Annotated in this window: 16 protein-coding genes, 1 tRNA gene and 2 pseudogenes; 10 read left to right on the top strand and 9 right to left on the bottom strand. The window is 71.8% G+C overall.

Annotated features, from left to right (window positions below):
• Positions 1-2: 2 nt before the first annotated feature.
• From ACIP63_RS35545 to ACIP63_RS35530, 4 genes are all read left to right on the top strand, one after another.
• On the top strand, positions 3-464 hold the full coding sequence (locus ACIP63_RS35545) for a DUF5709 domain-containing protein (protein WP_401524376.1): 462 nt from the start codon (positions 3-5) through the stop codon (positions 462-464).
• A 109-nt stretch (positions 465-573) separates the two neighbouring features.
• Positions 574-1,140, top strand: a complete 567-nt coding sequence (locus ACIP63_RS35540) for a type 1 glutamine amidotransferase domain-containing protein (protein WP_401524373.1) — start codon at positions 574-576, stop codon at positions 1,138-1,140.
• A gap of 121 nt (positions 1,141-1,261) precedes the next feature.
• Positions 1,262-2,026 (top strand): DinB family protein, encoded by a 765-nt coding sequence (locus ACIP63_RS35535; protein WP_401524539.1) that lies wholly within the window; start codon positions 1,262-1,264, stop codon positions 2,024-2,026.
• An 11-nt stretch (positions 2,027-2,037) separates the two neighbouring features.
• Entirely contained in the window at positions 2,038-2,394 is a 357-nt protein-coding gene (locus ACIP63_RS35530; RefSeq protein WP_401524371.1) for a nuclear transport factor 2 family protein, read from the top strand.
• A 65-nt stretch (positions 2,395-2,459) separates the two neighbouring features.
• On the opposite strand, the gene ACIP63_RS35525 is transcribed toward ACIP63_RS35530, so the two are convergent.
• The 3 genes from ACIP63_RS35525 to ACIP63_RS35515 form a co-directional block, all read right to left on the bottom strand.
• Positions 2,460-3,059 carry a GNAT family N-acetyltransferase gene (locus ACIP63_RS35525; RefSeq protein WP_401524368.1) on the bottom strand — a complete coding sequence of 200 codons (600 nt, stop codon included), beginning with the start codon at positions 3,057-3,059 and terminating at the stop codon, positions 2,460-2,462.
• A gap of 155 nt (positions 3,060-3,214) precedes the next feature.
• Complete coding sequence (gene dacB, locus ACIP63_RS35520) at positions 3,215-4,495, bottom strand: D-alanyl-D-alanine carboxypeptidase/D-alanyl-D-alanine-endopeptidase (RefSeq protein WP_401524365.1); 1,281 nt, start codon at positions 4,493-4,495, stop codon at positions 3,215-3,217.
• 277 nt (positions 4,496-4,772) lie between these two features.
• Entirely contained in the window at positions 4,773-6,029 is a 1,257-nt protein-coding gene (locus ACIP63_RS35515; RefSeq protein WP_401524362.1) for an MFS transporter, read from the bottom strand.
• A gap of 658 nt (positions 6,030-6,687) precedes the next feature.
• Here ACIP63_RS35515 and ACIP63_RS35510 point away from each other — a divergent pair.
• Positions 6,688-7,248, top strand: a complete 561-nt coding sequence (locus ACIP63_RS35510) for a DUF1360 domain-containing protein (RefSeq protein ID WP_401524359.1) — start codon at positions 6,688-6,690, stop codon at positions 7,246-7,248.
• Here ACIP63_RS35510 and ACIP63_RS35505 read toward each other — a convergent pair.
• From ACIP63_RS35505 to ACIP63_RS35495, 3 genes and pseudogenes are all read right to left on the bottom strand, one after another.
• Positions 7,231-7,344: pseudogene (locus ACIP63_RS35505) on the bottom strand (IS5/IS1182 family transposase); the annotation flags it as partial. The gene ACIP63_RS35510 and the pseudogene ACIP63_RS35505 sit on opposite strands and share 18 nt — an antisense overlap.
• Before the next feature lie 157 nt (positions 7,345-7,501).
• Positions 7,502-7,575, bottom strand: a tRNA-Pro gene (locus tag ACIP63_RS35500).
• 48 nt (positions 7,576-7,623) lie between these two features.
• Positions 7,624-10,279: pseudogene (locus ACIP63_RS35495) on the bottom strand (ATP-binding protein).
• 107 nt (positions 10,280-10,386) lie between these two features.
• Here ACIP63_RS35495 and ACIP63_RS35490 point away from each other — a divergent pair.
• The 3 genes from ACIP63_RS35490 (at position 10,387) to ACIP63_RS35480 (ending at position 11,875) form a co-directional block, all read left to right on the top strand.
• Positions 10,387-10,929 (top strand): DUF309 domain-containing protein, encoded by a 543-nt coding sequence (locus ACIP63_RS35490; protein WP_401524356.1) that lies wholly within the window; start codon positions 10,387-10,389, stop codon positions 10,927-10,929.
• Positions 10,930-11,034: 105 nt separating this feature from the next.
• The gene (locus ACIP63_RS35485; RefSeq protein WP_356715627.1) at positions 11,035-11,457 is read left to right on the top strand and encodes a DUF350 domain-containing protein; all 423 of its coding nucleotides are present in this window, start codon (positions 11,035-11,037) and stop codon (positions 11,455-11,457) included.
• A 58-nt stretch (positions 11,458-11,515) separates the two neighbouring features.
• Complete coding sequence (locus tag ACIP63_RS35480; protein WP_401524352.1) at positions 11,516-11,875, top strand: hypothetical protein; 360 nt, start codon at positions 11,516-11,518, stop codon at positions 11,873-11,875.
• A gap of 18 nt (positions 11,876-11,893) precedes the next feature.
• On the opposite strand, the gene ACIP63_RS35475 is transcribed toward ACIP63_RS35480, so the two are convergent.
• From ACIP63_RS35475 to ACIP63_RS35465, 3 genes are read right to left on the bottom strand one after another with little or no spacing between them, the layout of a single operon-like run.
• The gene (locus tag ACIP63_RS35475; protein ID WP_401524349.1) at positions 11,894-13,165 is read right to left on the bottom strand and encodes an FAD-dependent oxidoreductase; all 1,272 of its coding nucleotides are present in this window, start codon (positions 13,163-13,165) and stop codon (positions 11,894-11,896) included.
• Positions 13,162-14,583, bottom strand: a complete 1,422-nt coding sequence (locus ACIP63_RS35470; protein WP_401524347.1) for an FAD-dependent oxidoreductase — start codon at positions 14,581-14,583, stop codon at positions 13,162-13,164. The genes ACIP63_RS35475 and ACIP63_RS35470 overlap by 4 nt, the downstream gene beginning before the upstream one ends.
• A complete protein-coding gene (locus ACIP63_RS35465; protein WP_401524344.1) occupies positions 14,580-16,064 on the bottom strand; it encodes an FGGY family carbohydrate kinase in 1,485 nt (494 codons plus the stop codon). Before ACIP63_RS35465 ends, ACIP63_RS35470 begins: the two co-directional genes overlap by 4 nt.
• A 322-nt stretch (positions 16,065-16,386) precedes the next feature.
• Here ACIP63_RS35465 and ACIP63_RS35460 point away from each other — a divergent pair, with 322 nt between their 5' ends.
• Positions 16,387-17,394: a hypothetical protein gene (locus ACIP63_RS35460; protein ID WP_401524341.1), complete on the top strand. Its 1,008-nt coding sequence runs from the start codon at positions 16,387-16,389 to the stop codon at positions 17,392-17,394.
• Between the two features lie 90 nt (positions 17,395-17,484).
• The gene (locus tag ACIP63_RS35455; protein WP_401524338.1) at positions 17,485-19,014 is read left to right on the top strand and encodes an amino acid permease; all 1,530 of its coding nucleotides are present in this window, start codon (positions 17,485-17,487) and stop codon (positions 19,012-19,014) included.

The raw sequence follows: 19,014 nt of genomic DNA, 5'->3' as shown, positions 1-19,014 counted from the left end.
CCATGTCGGAACAAGGACGCGGTGACGACGTCTACCAGCCGGACGGTTCGGACGCGGACAACCGTCCGACGGACGACCTCGACCCGGAGAACGTGATCGACGAGCCCGACCTCGACGACACTCTGGACACGGGGTACTCCCCGCCGGAGAAGCCCCTGGGCGTATCGAAGTACGGCACGACCGGCGAGGAGCAGAGGGAGGGCGAATCCCTCGACGGGCGCCTGGCACAGGAGGTGCCCGAGGAGGACCCGCTGCTGGCCGGCGGGGCCGACGACGGGCCGGAGGACAACGGCCCGGAGGAGGACGACGCCGGGGCCGAGCGCGCCGGACGCGTCGCCACCGCCGACGAGGAACCAGGGGCCGTGCGCAACAACAGGGTGCTGGGCCGGGACGTCGGCATCGACGGGGGCGCGGCCTCCGCCGAGGAGGCGGCGGTCCACATCCAGGAGGACGACGGAACCTGAGCGGCGGCCAGGTGTCCCGGACCCTCGGGACACATGACCCGGCCGATCAGGGGAACGCCAGATCGCGGGCCACAACCGGGTGGACCGCGCGCAGGAAAGGTGACAACCGATGACCGACAACGGCAAGAAGCAGCGCAAGGTACTGGCCGTGGTCACCAACTACGGCGTGGAGCAGGACGAGCTCGTGGTGCCCGTCGACCGGCTCCGCGGTGCGGGGGTCCAGGTCGACGTCGCGGCCGTGTCGACGGACGACATCGTCACGCTGGTCGGCGACAAGGACCCGGGGAAGAGCGTCCGCCCCGACCTCACGCTGGACGACGTCGACCCCACGGCCTACGACCTGCTCCTCATCCCGGGCGGCACCCTGAACGCCGACACGCTCCGGCTCCAGAGCGCCACGACCGGGATCGTCCGCTCCTTCACGGACTCCGGCCGCCCGGTCGCGGCCATCTGCCACGGCCCCTGGGCCGTGGTCGAGGCGGACGTCGTCACGGGAAAGCGGCTCACCTCCTACGCGTCGCTGCGGACCGACATCCGCAACGCGGGCGGCGAATGGACGGACGAGCCGGTGGTGACGGACGGTTCCGGTGGCTGGACACTGATCACCTCACGCAACCCTGGCGACCTGGACCCCTTCGTAGGGGAGATCCGCACGGCACTCGCGGCGCGCCCCTGACCGCGGGCGGCACCCCGCTTCGTGCTCCGTGGGCGGGAATTCGGTGGCGCCCCGCGGGACGAGCCGTTAACTTCCGCCTGAGCCCGGTGTGCTGCGGGACATGACGGCGAGGGGACCGGACGTGGAGACCGAGGGCGCGCGGACCGACCGGCTGGGCCTGCTGCTCACCCAGTTCGACCAGGCCAGGGAGATGGCCCAGGTGCGGCTGACAGGGCTCGGTGACGAGGAGTACCTGTGGGAGCCGGTGCCCGGTTGCTGGTCGGTCCGGCCCCGGGGTGAGGCCACGACTCCCCGGGCGTACGGGCCGGGTGAGTGGGTGCTCGACAAGGGCGCCCCCGAGATCCCGGCGAGCGAGTACGCCGAGGTCGCCCGGCAGGCCGCCGGCGGCATGAGCGTCTCCAGGATCGCCGAGGACTGGAGCGTGAGCGTCGAGCGGGTCGAGCAGATCCTCGCCCACACCGGAGCGCCGGAGCCCGACGCGACGCCGGTCACCACCATCGCGTGGCGGCTGGGTCATCTGCACTCGTGCCTGGCGGGCCAATGGGAGTGGACCTTCGGCGAACGCCGCGAGGGGCCGAAGCTGCTGGTCGACTTCACTCCCTCCGCCGGGCTCGCACTCGAACGGTTCTGGGCGCTGATCGACCGCTGGCGCGAGAGCGTCGCCGCCCTCACCGACGAGCAGCTCGACACGGTCGGCCTCTCGCAGTATCCGTACGGTTCCGATGCCGACGACCCCTTCGTCAGCGTGCTGGCGGGTGCCAACCTCGAATTCATCCACCACATGGCCGAGATCGCGGTGCTCCGCGACCTCCACAGAGCCCGGTTCGCCGGTCCGGGGCAGCCGGTTGGGCCGGAACGCCACCTGGCGGGAGCACCCCGCCGATAGGGTCGTGGACCATGGACAACAGCGCGGTTACGGAACTGGTCGAGAAGTACATCGCGGCCTGGAACGAGTCGGACGAACGGGTGCGTCGGGCCATGCTCGACGAGGTCTTCACCCCGGACGGCGTCTACGTCGATCCGATGGTGGAAGCCGACAGCACGGCGGCGCTCGACACCTACATCGGTGATACGCAGAAGAACTTCGGCGGGATGCTCTTCACCCACGGTGCGGTGCTGACCCACCACGACGCCGTCCACTTCTCGTGGGAGCTCGGACCCGCGGGTGGGGATCCGGCGGTGAGCGGATACGACGTGGCGTTCTTCGAGGGCGGCCGGATCAGCCGTCTGTACGGCTTCTTCAACGGCTTCTGACCGGCCTCGCCGGGTGCTCAACCGGTCGCGCCGAGCGTGGGACACCGGCCGAGGGCGGTCAGGCCTCAAGCACCGGCGCGCTCGCGGCTGTCGGCCGACGTCCCTGCGCGTACGGGGAGTTCCGCTGCTTCCGGCGCAACATCCTCGTCCGGTCCTTGACGAACAGGGGCCGGAGCGGTCAGTTCACGCTCGTACCAGATGCCCGGCTCACCGCCGATGCGGGCCGGATCGGCGGGGCCGACGGGGACGAAGCCGGCTCCGGTCAACACCTTCCTGGAGGCGACGTTCCGATGCGTCGCGGCCGCCCGCACGGTGCGCAGCCCGTGCTCGGCCGCCGCGAGGCGGCACACCTCCCGGACCGTCGCGGTCGCCACGCCGCGGCCGGTGGCGTGCTGAGCGACCCGGTAGCCGAGTTCGGCGGTGTGGTCCTCGATGTCGACCAGGTTGAACCTGCCGATCACCGAGCCGTCCTCGGCGAGAAGGACGTGGAAGGCGCAGACTCCCGCCTCCTGCTCGGCCAGCAAGGCGTGGTACCTCTCGGTGAACCGGACGAAGAAGTCGTCGCCCCGGTCGGGGACCGCTGCGGCGAAGTAGGCGCGGTTCGCCGACTCGAAGGCCAGGACCGCCGGGGCATGACTGACGTGCAGCCGCTTCAGCTCGGGCATCGCCCCACCCTACTCAGGTGGTTCGCGGAGGCCACCTGGTTTTCCCCGGCGGAACACGGCGGAAGTGCCCTGCCGATCGCGTGTACCGGACGCTTCAGGAGCTTTGGTCACAGCGGTGCGAAGGACACTTCCACGTGTGTCACCGTGTCAGGGGATCAGGCCCAGCAGCCGTTCACGGTGGCTGCGAGGCCGTCCAGGGAGTCCTTGATGGCGGCGCCGTCCGCGGTGGAGTTGTTCTCGATGAAGGAGAAGATCTTCCAGCGGCCGTCCTTCCCCTGTGTGAGCCCGCTGAGGGCGGTGGCCCCCGTCAGGGTGCCGGTCTTGCCGCTGACCTTGCCCACGGCGCACGAGGAGTTGGCGGTGTCGAACCGTCCCCACTCGGGGCCGAGCGTGCTGCCCGCCTCACCGGCGACCGGCAGGCCTTCGGAGATGGACTTCAGCTTGGTGTGCCGGGGGTCGGTGGTGAGATCGAGGATCTCGGCGACGGTCTGGGCCGTGATGCGGTTGGAGCGGGACAGCCCGCTCCCGTCGTGGATCTCGAAGTTGGACACCGAGATCCCGTACCAGCCGGTGAGGACGTCACGCACGGCCGCGGTGCCACCCTCGTAGGTGGCCGCTCGGCCGGAGGCGAGGCCGGTCGCCCGCAGCAGCGTCTCGGCGATATCGTTGTCACTGGTCTTGAGCATCTGCTTGACGATCACGGACAGCTCCGCCGACCGGTGCTCGGCCACGGGGAAGTCCGTCGAAGCGGCTTGCCCTCGGGTCACGTCACCCGTGACGCCGATGCCCTGCTCGGCGAGTTGCGCGGCGAAGACGTTCCCCGCGTCGATGGCGGTGTCCTGGACGAGCTTCCCGTCCACCACCAGGGCGCGCACGGGTGCGATCTGGTCGTCGTAGTAGCTGCTGTTCCAGCCTTCGGCGAGCGTCGGCGCCGCGAAGAGACTGTCGTCGATCCGGACCTTCACCGTGCCGAGGCCGGCGTTCTTCAGACCCGCGGCGGCGCTCTTGGCCAGCTCGGTCAGATCGGCGGTCGTCAGAGTGCGGTCACCCCCACCGACCAGGGTGAGTGTGCCGTCGCCGTAGACCACCTCGGTCGTGAACCTGTGGTCGGGGCCGAGCAGGGTCAGGGCGCCGGTCGCGGTGGCGAGCTTGGTGTTGGACGCGGGCATCAGCGCCGTCTTCGCGTCGTGACCCCAGATCACGTCGTCGGACTCGGCGTCCAGCACCACTCCGCTGAAGGTGGTGCCGATGTTCTTGTCCTGGGACCGGGCGTCGAGGTTGTCCACGAGCTTCTGGTCGGTGGAGTCGAGTCTGCTGACGCTCTCCTTGCTCGCCGCCGGCTGGTCGGCGGCGAAGGCCGTCTGGCCGGCCATGACCGCGCCGGCGACCGGGGTGAGAACCGCGGCGACGAGCGTCCGGCGGACGGCTCTGTTCACGGGCTGGACCTTTCGGTGACGGCCTCCGGTGGAGGATACGGGCGCGGCGTCAGAACTGGGTATCACAGGGTCTCCACGTCACACACATGACGAGTAGGGGCCATAGGAATGCAGATAAACCTAGCGTCAGTCACCCCTTTCACAGGGGCCGCACCGAGCAGCTCGCTGTGCAGATTCGGTGACGGTGTGGAGACCATTCGGGTGCCGGTACACGGGCGGCCGGGGCCTCTCGTCCGGATCATGCCGGGCTCGCGAGGCCCGGTCCGGACGGAGGACCCTAAGGGCTGTCCACACGCCTCAGGCCGCGCACGGCCGGGATCGCCAGCAGCAGGGCGCAGGCGACGAGCGCCATGGCCGCGGACACGTACAGCAGCGGCACGGCCCCGGCGACGACGGCGAGCGGCCCGGCCGCGGCCTGCCCCACCGGCTTCATCACCAGCGAGCCGGCGGCGTCGTAGGCGTGCACCCGGCCGAGGACGGCCTGCGGTATGTGCGTCTGCACGCTCGTGTGGAACATGACGGTCCAGAACGCCATGCCGACGCCGCTCACCCCGTAGCATCCGGCGATGAGCGGCGCGGGGAGGTCGAGAGCGACCCCCAGCGGCATGAACACCCAGAGGACCATGGACAGGGCGCCGGCCCGGAGGGGATGCCGCGGGCGGAGCCTGATCGCGACGATCCCGCCCAGCACACTGCCCGCCCCGAGGGACGACATGACCAGGCCGAAGACCGATGCTCCGTAGTCGGTGACGAGGGCGCTGTTGCCGAGCGTCGTGGTGGGGCCGGCGCCGGCCAGCTGCCAGAGCATGAAGACGACGATGACGCTCCACAGCCAGGTCCTGGCCCGGAACTCCCGCCATCCCTCGACGAGATCGGCGCTGAACGACGATCCGCCGTTCCGCCCGGCGGCAGGGCCCATCGGGACCGAGCGGAGCAGGAGGAGGCAGGCGCCGCTGGCCGCATAGGTCAGTGCGTCGAGGGCGACCACCACCGCGGGTGAGGAGACCGCGAGCAGCAGGCCGGCCAGGGACGGTCCGATGACGAGGGTGACGGACTCCGATATGCGCAGGGTCGCGTTGGCCTTCTGCACATCCCGGGCGGTGAGCGGGGTGATGCTGGCGACTCCGGGCTGGAAGAGGGCGCTGGCCGCTCCGATCAGGGCGAGCAGTACCAGGATCTGCCACAACTGCGGTGCACCCAGCAGGAACAGCAGTGCGAGCACTCCCTGGGAGCAGAGCCGGGCCGTGTCGGAGACGACCATCAGCCGCCGGGCCCCGAAGCGGTCGGACATCACCCCGCCGAAGATGATCAGTACCGCGAACGGGGCCACGAGCGCGGCGAGCGCGTAGCCCACCCCGCTCGCTCCGTGTCCCGCCCGGATCACGGCGGCAGTGATCGCGACGGGAAGCATCGAGTCGCCCAGCAGAGAGGTGGTGCGGGCGGTGAAGAACAACCGGAAATCCGCCGTCCACAGCGGCGGATCGGACGACCTCTCCTTGACTCGCAGGTCAGGGGTTATGTCCGAGCCGCTCACCGCTCACCGTTCCACGTGTTCCGTTGGTTCCGCCACGCCCGCAGCCACGACAACGGCGGTGTTCCCGGCCCGTCGCCGACTGTCCGGATCTCACATGTCCGAGGATCCTACGCGGATGATCGTCTTGACGTCGGCGTCCCCCGTGGGATCCGTCCACGCGCGATGCGCCTCGTGCAACGGAAGCGTCCGGGTGACCAGTTCGTCAGGCCCACGAAGACGGGCTTACCGCCCGGCGGACGAGACCGCGTGACCGTGATCGAGCCTCAATAGTCGCGCCGCGGGGTCGCCGTGCGTCTGGGCGCCGACGCCTTCTCCTCCCTGGACGAGCTCGCTGCCGCCGGGGCCCGGAACGCCTCGTGCGGTGCGGCAAGCGCGTCGGCGACGGTGCCGGCGTCGAAGGCGTACCGGGTCGATCGCCGGGTCCGGGGTTCGGCACGGGAACCGCCTGCGGCAGCGCAGTCCGCGAGGGGTGGCTGCCGGGTCCTCCCCCGATCGATGAACGGTCAGATGGGGCTCATGACCCACATGCCGGATGTCGCCGGTCGTGTCAGCTCGTGAAGCCGGGCAGCGGACGCTGGAACGCGTACTGTCGGCGACGTGGTGCCCGGCGAGGCGTGACGCCCGGCGTGTATGCGGGTTCAGACCATCAACACCATTCATGGAGGTTGCTGCTGTGGATCGTCACGCAAGCGAGGAAGGCGCCCGCCTGCACAAGGTCGGAAGAGTGTTTCGGCGGATGAGCAGGGTCTACTCGCCGCGGGAAGAACGCCACCTCGGCGGGCATCTCGGGGCCGTTGTCGCCTTCGGCGCGTACACGGTGGCCTGGGGCGCGGTGGTCGCCAAGCGGAAGACGAAGCTCCCGGAACGCCCGAACACACAAGATCTCCTGCTGACGGCGACTGCGGTGTTCCGTCTGAGTCGGCTGCTCAGCAAGGGGTCCGTCACGAGCCCTCTGCGGGCGCCGTTCACGCACTACGAGTCAGCGACAGGGCCCGCCGAAGTGAGTGAAAGCCCTCGCGGGGGAAGCCTCAGGTCGACCGTGGGGGAGCTGGCCACCTGCCCGTTCTGCCTGAGCGTCTGGTTGGCGACGACCTTCGCCGGCGCACAACTGCTGTGGCCCCGTGCCACGCGAACAGTGACGGGCGGCCTCACCGCCTTGGCGGTGGCCGACACCATGCAACTGGGATACGACTGCCTGCTACAGAAGAACGCAGAATGAGGCGCCGAGTGTGTCGACGCCGACGTGACGTTTGCGGCCTGCAATCTTCTTGCCTGCGTTGATGCCCTGGTGGGCCGCGCGCACGTCGGCGTTGGTTCCAGCAGTCCCCGACCGGCGTCGGACAGGTCACTCGGGTGCGGCCGCTGCTTACGAGGCTCGGTCAAGCGCGCTGGTCCCCAACTGGTCCCCGGGAACGACCGAGGGCCGGTTTCGGATTTCTCCGATACCGGCCCTGACCTGCGACTGTCTCCAGTCGGGACGACAGGATTTGAACCTGCGACCCCTTGACCCCCAGTCAAGTGCGCTACCAAGCTGCGCCACGTCCCGATGCGATTTCCCCGGGTTCCCGGGTGACCGCGCAGGACAAACATTACCTCACTCCGAGGACCGCATCGACGCCCCTACCTGCCGCGCGCGGGCCGCCAGCCCTTCGGCGCCGCAGGTGGTGGCGAGCTTCTCGGCGCGGGCGAGCTCCTGCCGGGAGCGGATCGCGGTGCCGTACTCGAAGCGGGCCACGGCGTGCTCGTACGCCGACGAGGACGCCTCGAGGTGGCGTACGGACTCGGCCAGCAGATGGGTGGCCTCCTCCTCGGGTACGAACAGGGCCACACAGCGCAGGGCCTCACCGATCGCCGTGTCCGTGCCGAAGCGTTCCGCGTGGACGCGCGCCCGGGTCGCCAGCTGCGCGGCCCGGGCCGGGTCCGTGTCGGCCAGGGCCCGGGCGAGGTCCCCGGCCCAGGGCGCCCAGACGCCGTTGAAGCGGCCTCGTGGCTCCAGTGCCGCTCCCGCGGACTCCAGCTCGGCCACCGCCTCCTCCGTGCGCCCTTCGGCCAGCAGCAGCCGCCCGCGTACGCACGGGGCGTCCGGCAGGACCATCGCGCTGGGGTAGGGCGGGCCGAAGTCGTACCGGTCGGCGACCCTCCTCGCCTCCGCCGTCCGGCCCCGGGCGAGGAGGGTGTCGACGAGGAGACAGGTGGCGTCCCAGTGGACGGGCAGTCCGCTGCCGGCCCGGTCGGCCAGGCGCAGGCCCTCGCGCAGGAAGCCCTCCGCCTCGGCGAGACGGCCGCGTCTGCGGTGGACGAGGCCCAGGAGGGTGTGCGCGAACGCGAGGTGCGCACCGCTCCATCCCGAGATCTCGAAGGCGCGGACGGCCTCGCCGAAGAGTGCCTCCGCCCGGTCGAGCTGGTCGGTGAACGCATAGGTGATGCCCACCATGGTGGGGAGTTCGAAGCCCCATTCGGAGTCGGTCCAGCCGAGCCCGCGCGCGGGCCTCCCGTCGACGAGGGCGCGCTCGCAGAAGCCGACGACGAGCTGGGCGTTCTCGCCGCGGAGCATGGCGTCGAAGGCCCGCAGGGTGAGCAGGGCGCGCTCGGCGTTGTCGCGGCCCTTGAGGTGGTCCGCGTTGCGGGCGAGACGGGCCGACCGTGCGGGTCCGTCGTCCTCGGCGGCCTGCATGCCCTCCCACAGGAAGTGCGCGGCCTGCAGACGCATCAGACCGGGGCCGGGAGCGGTGCGCGAGGCCTCGGCCGCCAGCGAGAGCGCCGCGTCCTTGAGCTGGTTGTTATGGGAGAGGGCGGAGGCGAGCCGGAAGGTGGCGTCGATCCGGAGCGCCTCGTCGAGGCCAGGCGTGTCGAGCGCGGCGCGCAGGTGCTGCACCGTGGTGGCAGGCGAGGAGAGCAGGGTGGCGCAGCCCAGTTCGTACAGCAGCGCCGCTCGGTCCTGGGGGCGCGGCGGCTCGTCGAGGGCGCGTTCGAGACAGCGCCTGGCGGCTTCCGGGGGCGCCGACGGCGAGGTGCTGCCGTGCGGCCTCGCGGAGCTGCGTGACCAGCTCCTGGTCGTCGTCCGGGTGGACCTCGAGCAGATGGCGGGAGGCCGCCGCCGCCCCGAGCCCGGCCTGGGTGATCGCCCAGGCCGCCCGCCCGTGCATGGCGGTGCGGGTCGCCGGAGGGATCGAGCGGTAGACGGCGGTGGCGATGAGCGGGTGGACGAATTCCAGCGGGTCGAAGCCGCTGACGATGCGGGCGTCCCGCAGCCGTGCCGTGCAGTCGGCGGCCTCCGCCGAGCTCATTCCCGCCAGTGTCGCGGCGAGCTCCTGGGAGATCTCGGTGCCGAGCACGGCCGCCGCCCAGGCGAAGCGGTTGGCGTTGGTGCCCAGACGTTCGAGGCGGGCGACGAGCCCGCTGCCCCGGGCCGAGGCACCGAGCTCCCGCAGGAGGCCGGCGGATTCCTCGACCGGCGCCAGTTCGCGGTCCTGCGCCTTGGCGACGAGTTCGACCGCTTCGTACGGGTTGCCTCCGGTGACGGCCCAGACCTCGCGGCAGAACGGGTCGTCGGCGTGGTCACCCAGGCCGGCGCGCACCAGTTCGGCGGTGGCCTCGGGGGTGAGCGCCCGCAACGCGACCCGGGTCAGCGCCGGGTGGCCGGCGGCGCTGCTCTCCTGGGGGCGGGCCATGGCCCAGTCGGCGTCGCGGTCGGCGAGCTCCTGGGGGCGGTGGGCCTGGACGACCAGCACCGGCAGTTCGGAGAGGCGCGCGGTGAAACCGGCGAGCCAGGCGAGGGATTCGCCGTCGGCCCAGTGCGCGTCGTCCACTATGAGCAGCAGCGGCCGGTGGCTGAGGCGGGAGGCGAGCCGGGACACGACGTAGTCGAGGCCGTCCCTGACACCCTGCGGGTCGGGCTGCGGGCCGCTGGGGTCGGCCAGGCCCAGTGCGGGTGCCGCGATCTCGAACCAGTCGCCGAACAGGGCGCGGGTCTCGTCGGCGGGGAACCGGACCAGTGCGGGCTGGAGCAGCTGGCGTACGACGTGGAACGGCACCGAGGTGACCGTCTCGCCGCCGCGCGCGGACCAGATGGTGCAGCGGTCGGCTGCCATGGCCTGGATCTCTCCGAGCAGCGCGGTCTTGCCGATGCCTGCCTCTCCGCTGAAGACCAGCAGTCCGCCGGCTGCTTGTCCGCCGCAGAGGGCGTCCAACGCCTGTGCGGCTGCGGCGAGTTCCGGTTCGCGCTCGTACAACGGCCGGGACGGCTTCATGCCTCCCCTTCCCAGGGTGGTTGCGAAGAGCACAGAGCCTAACCGTGCGCGGGTGCGGGCGGACAGGGTTCCCGCGGTTCTCCGCAGGTGCGAGGCACAATCGGGGGGTGGAAGAATCTCGCAGGGACCGCGACGAGGAAGGGCGGGCGCGCAATGCGCGCCCCCGGGACGGGCTGGGGCGCCCCCTGCCCTACGGGGCTCCGGGGGTGGAGCGGCAGCCCGAGGGCGTGGTGCGCTCCCCCGACGAGACGGTGCGCGAGGCCCAGCGGCTGCTGGACGCGGGCATGCCCTTCCATGCCCACGAGGTGTTCGAGGACGCCTGGAAGTCCGGGCCGGACGCGGAGCGCGAGCTCTGGCGGGGGCTCGCGCAGCTGGCGGTGGGGCTGACCCATGCCGCTCGCGGCAACACGGCGGGTGGGGCACGGCTGTTGCGGCGGGGCGCCGCGGCCGTCGACGGGTTCCGGGCGTCGGATCCGCACGGGATCGGTGTGGACGGGCTGATCGGCTGGGCCCGGGAGCTGGCCGGCCGGGTGGATCCCTCCGGGCCCGGGGGCGCGGACGGGGCCACCGGCCGGCAGGAGGGCGCTCAGGCCGTGGACGCGGCCGCTGAGGCGCCGTGGTTGCGGCGGGGAGACCGGCCCGGGGAGTGAGAACACGAATGCGGTAGGTTTTGCTACTTCTTGACGGCGTGTCGATCACGTCGGCCACGTTCACGTTCCATTCTTCGACCACTCGCTCAGGAGACGGACGCCCCGATGACCGACATCATCAACGGCCTCGGCCGTGCCACCGCGTACGGGGCCCTCGGCGTCGTACTGCTCGTTCTCGGCATATTTCTGATCGACGCCCTGACACCGGGCAAGCTCGGACGCCAGATATGGGAGGAGCGCAACCGCAACGCGGCGCTGCTCCTGAGCTCGGCGCTGCTGGGCATCGGCGGCATCGTGTTCACGTCGATCTGGACGACGTACGAGGACTTCGGCAAGGGGCTCGCCTCGACGGCCGCGTTCGGGCTGCTCGGTCTGATCATGATGGCGGTGGCCTTCCTCGTCGTCGACCTGGTCACGCCCGGAAAGCTGGGGGCCACGCTGGTGGAGCGGGAGCCGCACCCGGCGGTGTGGGTGACGGCGGCCTGCAACCTGGCGGTGTCCGCGATCGTGTCCGCGTCGATCGCCTGACCCCAGGATCCCCCGGTCCGGCGAACATCACGGTGCGCAGCCATTACGATCCGGCGTCATGAGCACTTCTGACCAGGACCAGGAACGGGACCACCGGCAAGAGCAGGACCAGGAGCCGGGCGAGAGCCCCGCGGCGATACCGGGGGCCGCGGCGCGGGAGCGGAGACTCACTCCGCGTCAGGCGCGGCGGCTGCGGATCGTTCTCTCCTCGGTGGGCATGGCGGCGATGGCCGTCGTCCTGGCTCTCCGGATCGCCAGCCGTTCGTCGGTCCTGGTCGTCGGGGTCTACGGGCTGGCGCTCATCCTCTGCGGTGTGGTGATCGAGCTCAGCAGGAACGGCCGTACCCGGCTCGGCAGCTGGCTGCTGGGGGCCGGCCTGGTGGCTGCCGTCGGTGCCGACTGGCTGCTCATCCCGTGAGCCGGTCCCGTCCCGCCGTCACAGCGCGCTGATCCTCACAGGCGGGCCCTCCGGGTCGACGTGGTCGGTCCAGTCGGCCGCCAGACGGAACGGTCTGCCCGGGACGGCGGCCGACAGCAGCCGCTGCCGGTGGAGCTCGCGTCCGTCCTGGGAGACGACGAGCAGGGGCCGGGACAGCCGCCGCGCGGTGCGCAGGACGAACCGGTCCCCGTGCGGGCGCGCGCCGTGGGGGCCCGTCACGTTGGGGGCGATCCACCGCAGGGGTGCGTCGACGACCAAGGGCGGGCCGCCGCCCGCGGGTTCGTCGGTGCCGGCCAGTCGGTGCAGCACGGGCACCGCCACGGCTCGTCCCTCCTGGGCCGCGAACTCCGCGCGTTCGACGGCGTGCAGCACGTTCCCGGCGGCGAAGACGCCCGGCCGCGAGGTGCGGAACGCGGCGTCGTAGGCCGGTCCCCGGGTGCCGGGGTCGAGGAGGATGCCGCCGCGCCTGGCCAGTTCGTGATCGGGTACGAAGTCGCCGGTCAGGACGACGGTGTCGCAGCGCAGCGTGGTGGTACGGCCGTCGTCGTGGCGCAGGGTCACCCCCGAGAGCCGAACCCTGCCCGTGAGCCCTGTGACGGTGGCGGCGGTGAGCAGCGGGGTGTGCCCGCTCCGCAGCCGGACCTGACGGGGCGGCTGGTCGGTGACCATGGCGACGACGTGGACCCCGGCGGCGCGCAGGGTGGCGGCGGCCTCGTGCCCGACGGGCTCGTCGCCGACGACGACCGCCCTGGTGCCGATCCGCTGCCCGTACAGATGGACGGCCTGCTGGAGTTCGCCGGTGGTGTAGACGCCGGGCGGCCGGGTGCCGGGGATCAGGCGGGCGCTGCGCGGCCGTTCGCGGGCGCCGGTGGCGAGGACGACGGCCTGGGCGGTGATCCGCTCGATTCCTGCGGGCCCGGTGGTCTCGACGGTGCGGGGTCCCGCCCAGCCGGTGACGGTGACGCCGGTGCGCAGCTCGGCGCCCGCGTTGAGGGCCGCGGCCACGCTCCGCCGGGCGTAGGCGGGCCCGCGCGTCCCTCCCTGGGCGTAGGCGGATCCGGTGGCCGACGCCCAGGCGTGGGCGGCCCGTTCGAAGCGGCCGCCGAAGCCTCCGTGGTGGCAGTGGCGGGGGATCCCGCCCGCCTCCCGCTCGCGTTCCAAAATCTCCACCCGGCCTGCTCCCGCCCCGGCGAGCTCGGCTCCGGCCGCGAGACCTGCGGGGCCCGCGCCGATAATCAGGACGTCGATGTCGCGTGCGTGTCCGGTCACGGTCGCGCCTCCTCGAACAGGGCGCGGACGGCGGCGCCGCAGTAGAAGCCCTGGCACCGGCCGCCACGTGCGCGTGTGCGGCGCCGCAGGCCGTCCAGGGAGTGCGGCGGGACCGTGGAGGACAGCGCGTCCCGGATCTCCCCGAGGGTGACCTGTTCGCAGTGGCACACGAGGGTGCCGTACGCCGGGTCCCCGGCGATCAGGGCGGCGTTGCGGTAGGGGCGGGGGTACGCCTCGCCGAGGTTGGGCATCGTGAGGGGCGGGAGCGGGCGGGGCTCGGTGAGGTCCAGGCCGGTGGCGGTCAGCAGGCCCATGACGTGGCGGCCGATCGCCATGGACGCGGTGAGACCGGTGGAGCGGATGCCGCCCACGGCGACGTAACGCAGTTCGGGGTACGCCTGGATGCGGTAGTCCTCCTGCCCGGTGGCGGCGCGCAGGCCGGCGTAGACGGCGGTGACCTCCTCGTCGAGGAGGCCGGGCACGATGCGGTGGCCCTTCTCGCGCAGGAGGTCCAGGCCGTCGGCGGTGGACCCGGTGTCGGTCTTGTCGTCGAGTTCCTCGGCGGTGGGGCCGAGGAGGACGTTGCCGAAGACGGTCGGCGCGACCAGGACGCCCTTGCCGGCCGGGCCGGGAATCGGCAGGAGGATGTGGCCGACGAGCTCGCGGGCGAGCTTGTCGAAGACGATGAGCTGGCCTCGGCGAGGGGTCACGGTGAAGACGTCGTGGCCGAGCAGCCGGTCGATCTCGTCGGCGTACAGCCCGGCGGCGTTGACCAGGTGGCGGGTGCGCAGCGGACCGCGCGAGGTGGTGAGCGTGTGGCCTTCGGCGTCGGTCGCGACGCCCCGCACCCAGCAGTTCAGGTGCAGATGGACGCCTGCCCGCACGGCTTGGGTGGCGAAGGCGAGCGGGGTGGTCCAGGGGCAGATGACGCTCTCGTCGGGGATCTCGAGTGCGCCGAGCGCACCGGGCCCCAGATGCGGTTCGGCGGTACGCAGTTCGTCGGCGCCGATGATGCGGGACGCGTGGTAGCCGTTGCGCTCGGCCTTGTCCCGGAGCCGGGGCAGTGCCGCGAGCTGGTCCTCGTCCCAGGCCACCAGGAGGGCGCCGGTCCGCTCGACCGGGATGCCGGTCTCGGCGGCGTAGTCGGCGAGGAGATCCCGTCCTTCGCGTACGAGGCGGGCCTCCAGCGAACCGGGGACGGCGTCGAAACCGGTGTGCAGGATCGCGGTGTTGGCCTTCGACGTGCCGTTGCCGATGTCGTCGGCGGCGTCGACCAGTGCGGTGCGCAGGGGGTAGTGGGCGAGTTCACGGGCGATGGCCGTGCCCACGACGCCCGCGCCGACGACGGTCACGTCGTACGTGCCCTCCGCGTCCTGCTTCGAGGACAGCGGGCCTGTGGTGGTGAGGGTGACGGTCACGAGCGCTCCAGCAGGCTGTCCACCGCGGTACGGAATCCGGCGAGGCGCTCCGATGCCTCCTCGGGGCCGATGCGTGGTTCGTACACGGCGGAGGGCCGCCACTCCGGGGTCGCGCTGCCCGGCGGCAGCCGCGGGTCGAGCCCGAGCCTGGCCACGACGCCGGCGCCGAGCGCGGTCACGTCGGGCAGCGCCGACACCTCGACCGGCCGTTGCAGCAGGTCCGCCTGGGTCTGCATGAGCAGGGAGGAGCGGGTCAGGCCGCCGTCGACCCGCAGCGCGGTCAGCGGGGACCCCAGGTCGGCGGCGACGGCGTCGGCCAGGGCGACGACCTGCGCGGCGATGCCCTCGCAGAGGGCGCGGACCAGGTGGCCCGCGGTGGTGTCGAGGCCGAGGCCGGTCACGGAGCCGCGCAGGTCGCTGCGCCACCAGGGCGCGGCGAGGCCGGCGAGAGCGGGGACGAAGGTGACTCCCCCCGTGCCGTCGACCGAGGCGCCCACCGGGTCGAGGTCCGCGGCTCCTGAGATCACCCCGAGGTCGGCGAGCCAGCGCACGGCCGAGGCCGCCGTGTAGACCTGGCCGTCGAGGCAGTAGTCCGTCCGTCCGCCGAGGCGCCAGGCGACGCAGCTGACCAGGCCGGTGGAGCCGGTGCTGGGCCGGCGGCCGGTCTGGGCGAGGAGGAACGCCCCGGTGCCGTACGTGCATTTGGCCTGGCCGGGTGCGAGTGCGTTCTGTGCCAGCAGGGCGGCCTGCTGGTCGACGATGAGGCCGGTCAGGGGGACTTCTCCGCCGAACGCGGTGGTGGTGCCGACGGGGCCGGCACAGTCGACGACCGTGGGCAGCCGCTCGTCGGACAGTCCGAAGACCTTCAGGGCGTCGGGCGACCAGCCGACGTCGTGGAGGCCGAGCAGCTGGGTGCGTCCCGCGGTGGCCGCGTCGGTGACGAAGGCTCCGGTGAGCTGGTGGACCAGCCAGGAGTCGCTGGTCGTGACGACTCCCTCCCGGGTCAGTTCGCGGCGGATCCACGCCATCTTGGGCGCGGCGAAGTACGGATCGAGCGGCAGCCCGGTGAGCCGCTTCAGCTCGTCCCCGTGTGCGGCGAGGCCGCCGCAGATCCCTTCCGCACGCCGGTCCTGCCAGACGACGGCGTCGGTGAGCGGCCGGCCGGTCGCGGGGTCCCAGGCCAGCACCGTCTCGCCCTGGTTGGCCAGGCCGACGGCCGCCACGGGTTCGGCGGCGTCCGCGACGGCCTGCCGGCCGGCGTCGAGTACCGACCCGATCAGCTGGGCCGGGTCGGCCTCCACGAGGCCCCCGGCGCCGTACCGCGGGCGTACGGGTGCGGAACCGGAACCGATCACGCCGCGCTCGGGACAGATCACCAGCGCCTTGGTCCCGGACGTCCCCTGGTCGATGGCGAGCACCGGTCCTGTCAATCCACGCTCCAGCCGTGCGGGCCGCCCGGACCCGGGCGGAATCGTGATCATTTGGTCCTTGCGCCCACAGTCGTGCAGTCCACGCCCTGCGTCAAGCCTCTCAGAACATCCCGTCCCGAGCCGTCGAAGGTGATCAACGTCCGGTATATGCAGGCCACTTGAGTAAGATCCGCACAGACGCCGGAAGGCGGGCCCGCGGCGCTCTACACTCACCGCCGAGTGGACAACCGGACGATGACCACCGGCAGTTCATGACCGACCCGCCCAACCCCCCACGTTCTTTGAGGATTCATGACGAGAAGAACCTGCGCCGTGCCGCTGTGCCCGGCTCACCGCCCCTCCCCCACCGCGTGTTCAGGGGCGGGGCGCACACATGGCTACCGGTGACTTCCGGCCGGTCTACCACCCCGCGGGGCACGACCACCCGCTGCGTGTGGCGTTGCAGGACCTGCGTACCGGCCGTTGGCTCGCCATGCGGAATCTGTTGGAGAACACACCGGACTGGGCGCTGTGGACCCAGCGGACCCAGGTCCTCGCGGCCGTGGCGGCGGGCTCCGACACGGTGCACGCCTGGCTGGCCGAGGAGCCTCGGAGTGTGGCCGCGGCGGTGATGCACGCCCGGGTGACGGTGGAACGCGCCGTCCGCGCCCACCGGGAAAGGCATCCGAGGGCCCAGGAGCTGTGGCAGGAGGCGTGGGAGGGGTGCCGCTCCGCCGCGCACGCCTCGCCCGCGGATCCTGTGCCCTGGGTATGCCTCCTCGCCCTGTCACAGCTCGACGAGGGGCAGCGCCTGGAGGAGCACCGGCTGCTGCCGCCGGGCCCGATGCTGTTCCCGGGGCCGTGGGGTCTGCTGGCGGAGGCGGACAAACGCGATCCGTTCAATCGCGAGGCGTACCACCGGATGCTGCAGTTCGTCTATGCGCGACAGCCGGGCGGCACGCTCTCCGAGGCGGTCAACTTCGTCCAGTGGGCGGCCTCCTCCGCCCCGGAGGGTTCCGCGCTCCATGTGCTGCCGCTGTATGTCCGGGTGGAGCGCTACCGGCGCGAGCACGGCAACGAGCGGGCACTGGACCTGCACTGGGTCACCGAGGACGGCGAGCGGGACGCCCGGCGCGCCCTGCGCGTCTGGTTCGCCGCCGCGGACCCGGCCGCCCGGTCCATGCTCGACCTCAACCACCTGGCGCACGCGCTGTGGGGCTCGCTCCGGTTCGCCGACGCCGCCCCGGTGTTCCGGGCGATGGGCCCGTACTACACGTCCGTCCCCTGGGCCCACCGCACCCGTACACCGCAGGATCCGGCCGGGGCCGAAGACGTCTTCCTCCGGGCCCGGAGCCGCTGTCTGTCCGCCGAGCCCGGACACGGGAGGGAGCCGCACGGCTGACCGGCCGGTGCCCCTCCCTGGAGAGTCCGCCGCTCCCCCCCTGTTTTTCCCCGTCCCCCTTCCCCCTTCCCCCACCTGGAGGTCTTCTCCATGTCCATATCCGCCTCGACCCCGTCGAGCACGGAGCCCACGCCGCACCAGGACGAAGAGCAGCGGCTGCGCGAGCTCGGCTATCAGCCGGTGCTGGCACGTCGCATGGGCGGCTTCGGCAACTTCGCGATCAGCTTCTCCGTCATCTCGATCCTGTCCGGCTGCATGACGCTGTACGGCTTCGGCATGTCGACCGGCGGCCCGTCCGTGATGCTCTGGGGCTGGGCCGGTGTCGGCCTGTTCGTGCTCTGTGTGGGCATGGCCCTGGCCGAGGTCACCAGCGCGTACCCGACGTCCGGGGCGCTCTACTACATGGCCGACCGGCTCGGTGGCCGCAAGTGGGGCTGGTACACCGGGTGGCTGAACCTGCTCGGTCTGCTGGGCGCGATCGCGGGCATCGACTACGGGGCCGCGCTGTTCACCGGCGCCCTGCTCAATCTGCAGTGGGGGTTCGACCCCACCCCCGGCTCCACGATGGTGATCTTCCTCTGCATCCTGCTGCTGCACGCCGTGCTGAACCTCTTCGGGGTGCGCCTGGTCAGTGTGCTCAACTCGATCAGCGTCTGGTGGCACCTGGCCGGTGTCGCCGTCATCGTGACGGTGCTGGCGATCGTGCCCGCGAACCACCAGTCGCCGTCGTTCGTCTTCACCGAGTTCGTCAACGACACCGGCTGGGAGAACCCGATCTATGTGGCGGCGATCGGTCTGCTCCTGGCGCAGTACACCTTCTGCGGTTACGACGCCTCGGCCCACCTGTCCGAGGAGACCTCGAACGCCTCGGTGACGGCGGCCAAGGGCATCGTCCGCGCGATCTGGGTCTCGTGGATCGCCGGTTTCGTCCTGCTGGCCGGACTGACCTTCGCCATCCAGGACTACGCGGGCACCCAGAACAGTGCCACCGGGGTCCCGCCCGCCCAGATCCTCATCGACTCGCTGGGGACGGCGGGCGCCACCGCCATGCTGCTGATCGTCATCGCGGCCCAGCTGTTCTGCGGCAACGCGGAGGTGGCGGCCGCGAGCCGGATGGTCTTCGCCTTCAGCCGGGACAACGCGCTGCCGGGCTCGGCGCTGTGGCGCAAGGTGAGCGCGCGTACGCAGACCCCGGTGCCCGCCGTGTGGCTCTCCGTGGGTTTCGCGGCGCTGCTGGCGGTGCCGTCGCTGTACTCCGCGACCGCGTACGGCGCGGTCACGGCGATCAACGTCATCGGGATCACGCCCGCGTACGCCATCCCGATCTACCTGAAGCTGCGCGCCGGGGACCGCTTCCAGCGCGGTCCCTGGCACCTCGGCCGCTGGTCGAAGCCGATCGGCTGGATCGCCGTGGTGTGGGTCGCCGTGGTGACGGTGCTCTTCCTGCTGCCGCAGTCCTCGCCGGTGACGATCGACTCGATGAACTACGCGTCGATCGCCCTGGTCGCGGTGCTGGCCCTGGCCACGGTGTGGTGGTTCGTCGCGCGCCGTTCGTACAGCACCCCGGCCGCGTACGGGAACGCCCGTGAACAGGCGGAGATCGCCGAGGGCATCGTCTGA

It is taken from the genome of Streptomyces sp. NPDC088746 (assembly GCF_044751065.1).
Classification (GTDB): Bacteria; Actinomycetota; Actinomycetes; order Streptomycetales; family Streptomycetaceae; genus Streptomyces.
Note: the sequence above shows the minus strand (reverse complement) of the source record. Positions and strands in the feature narration are given on the sequence as shown.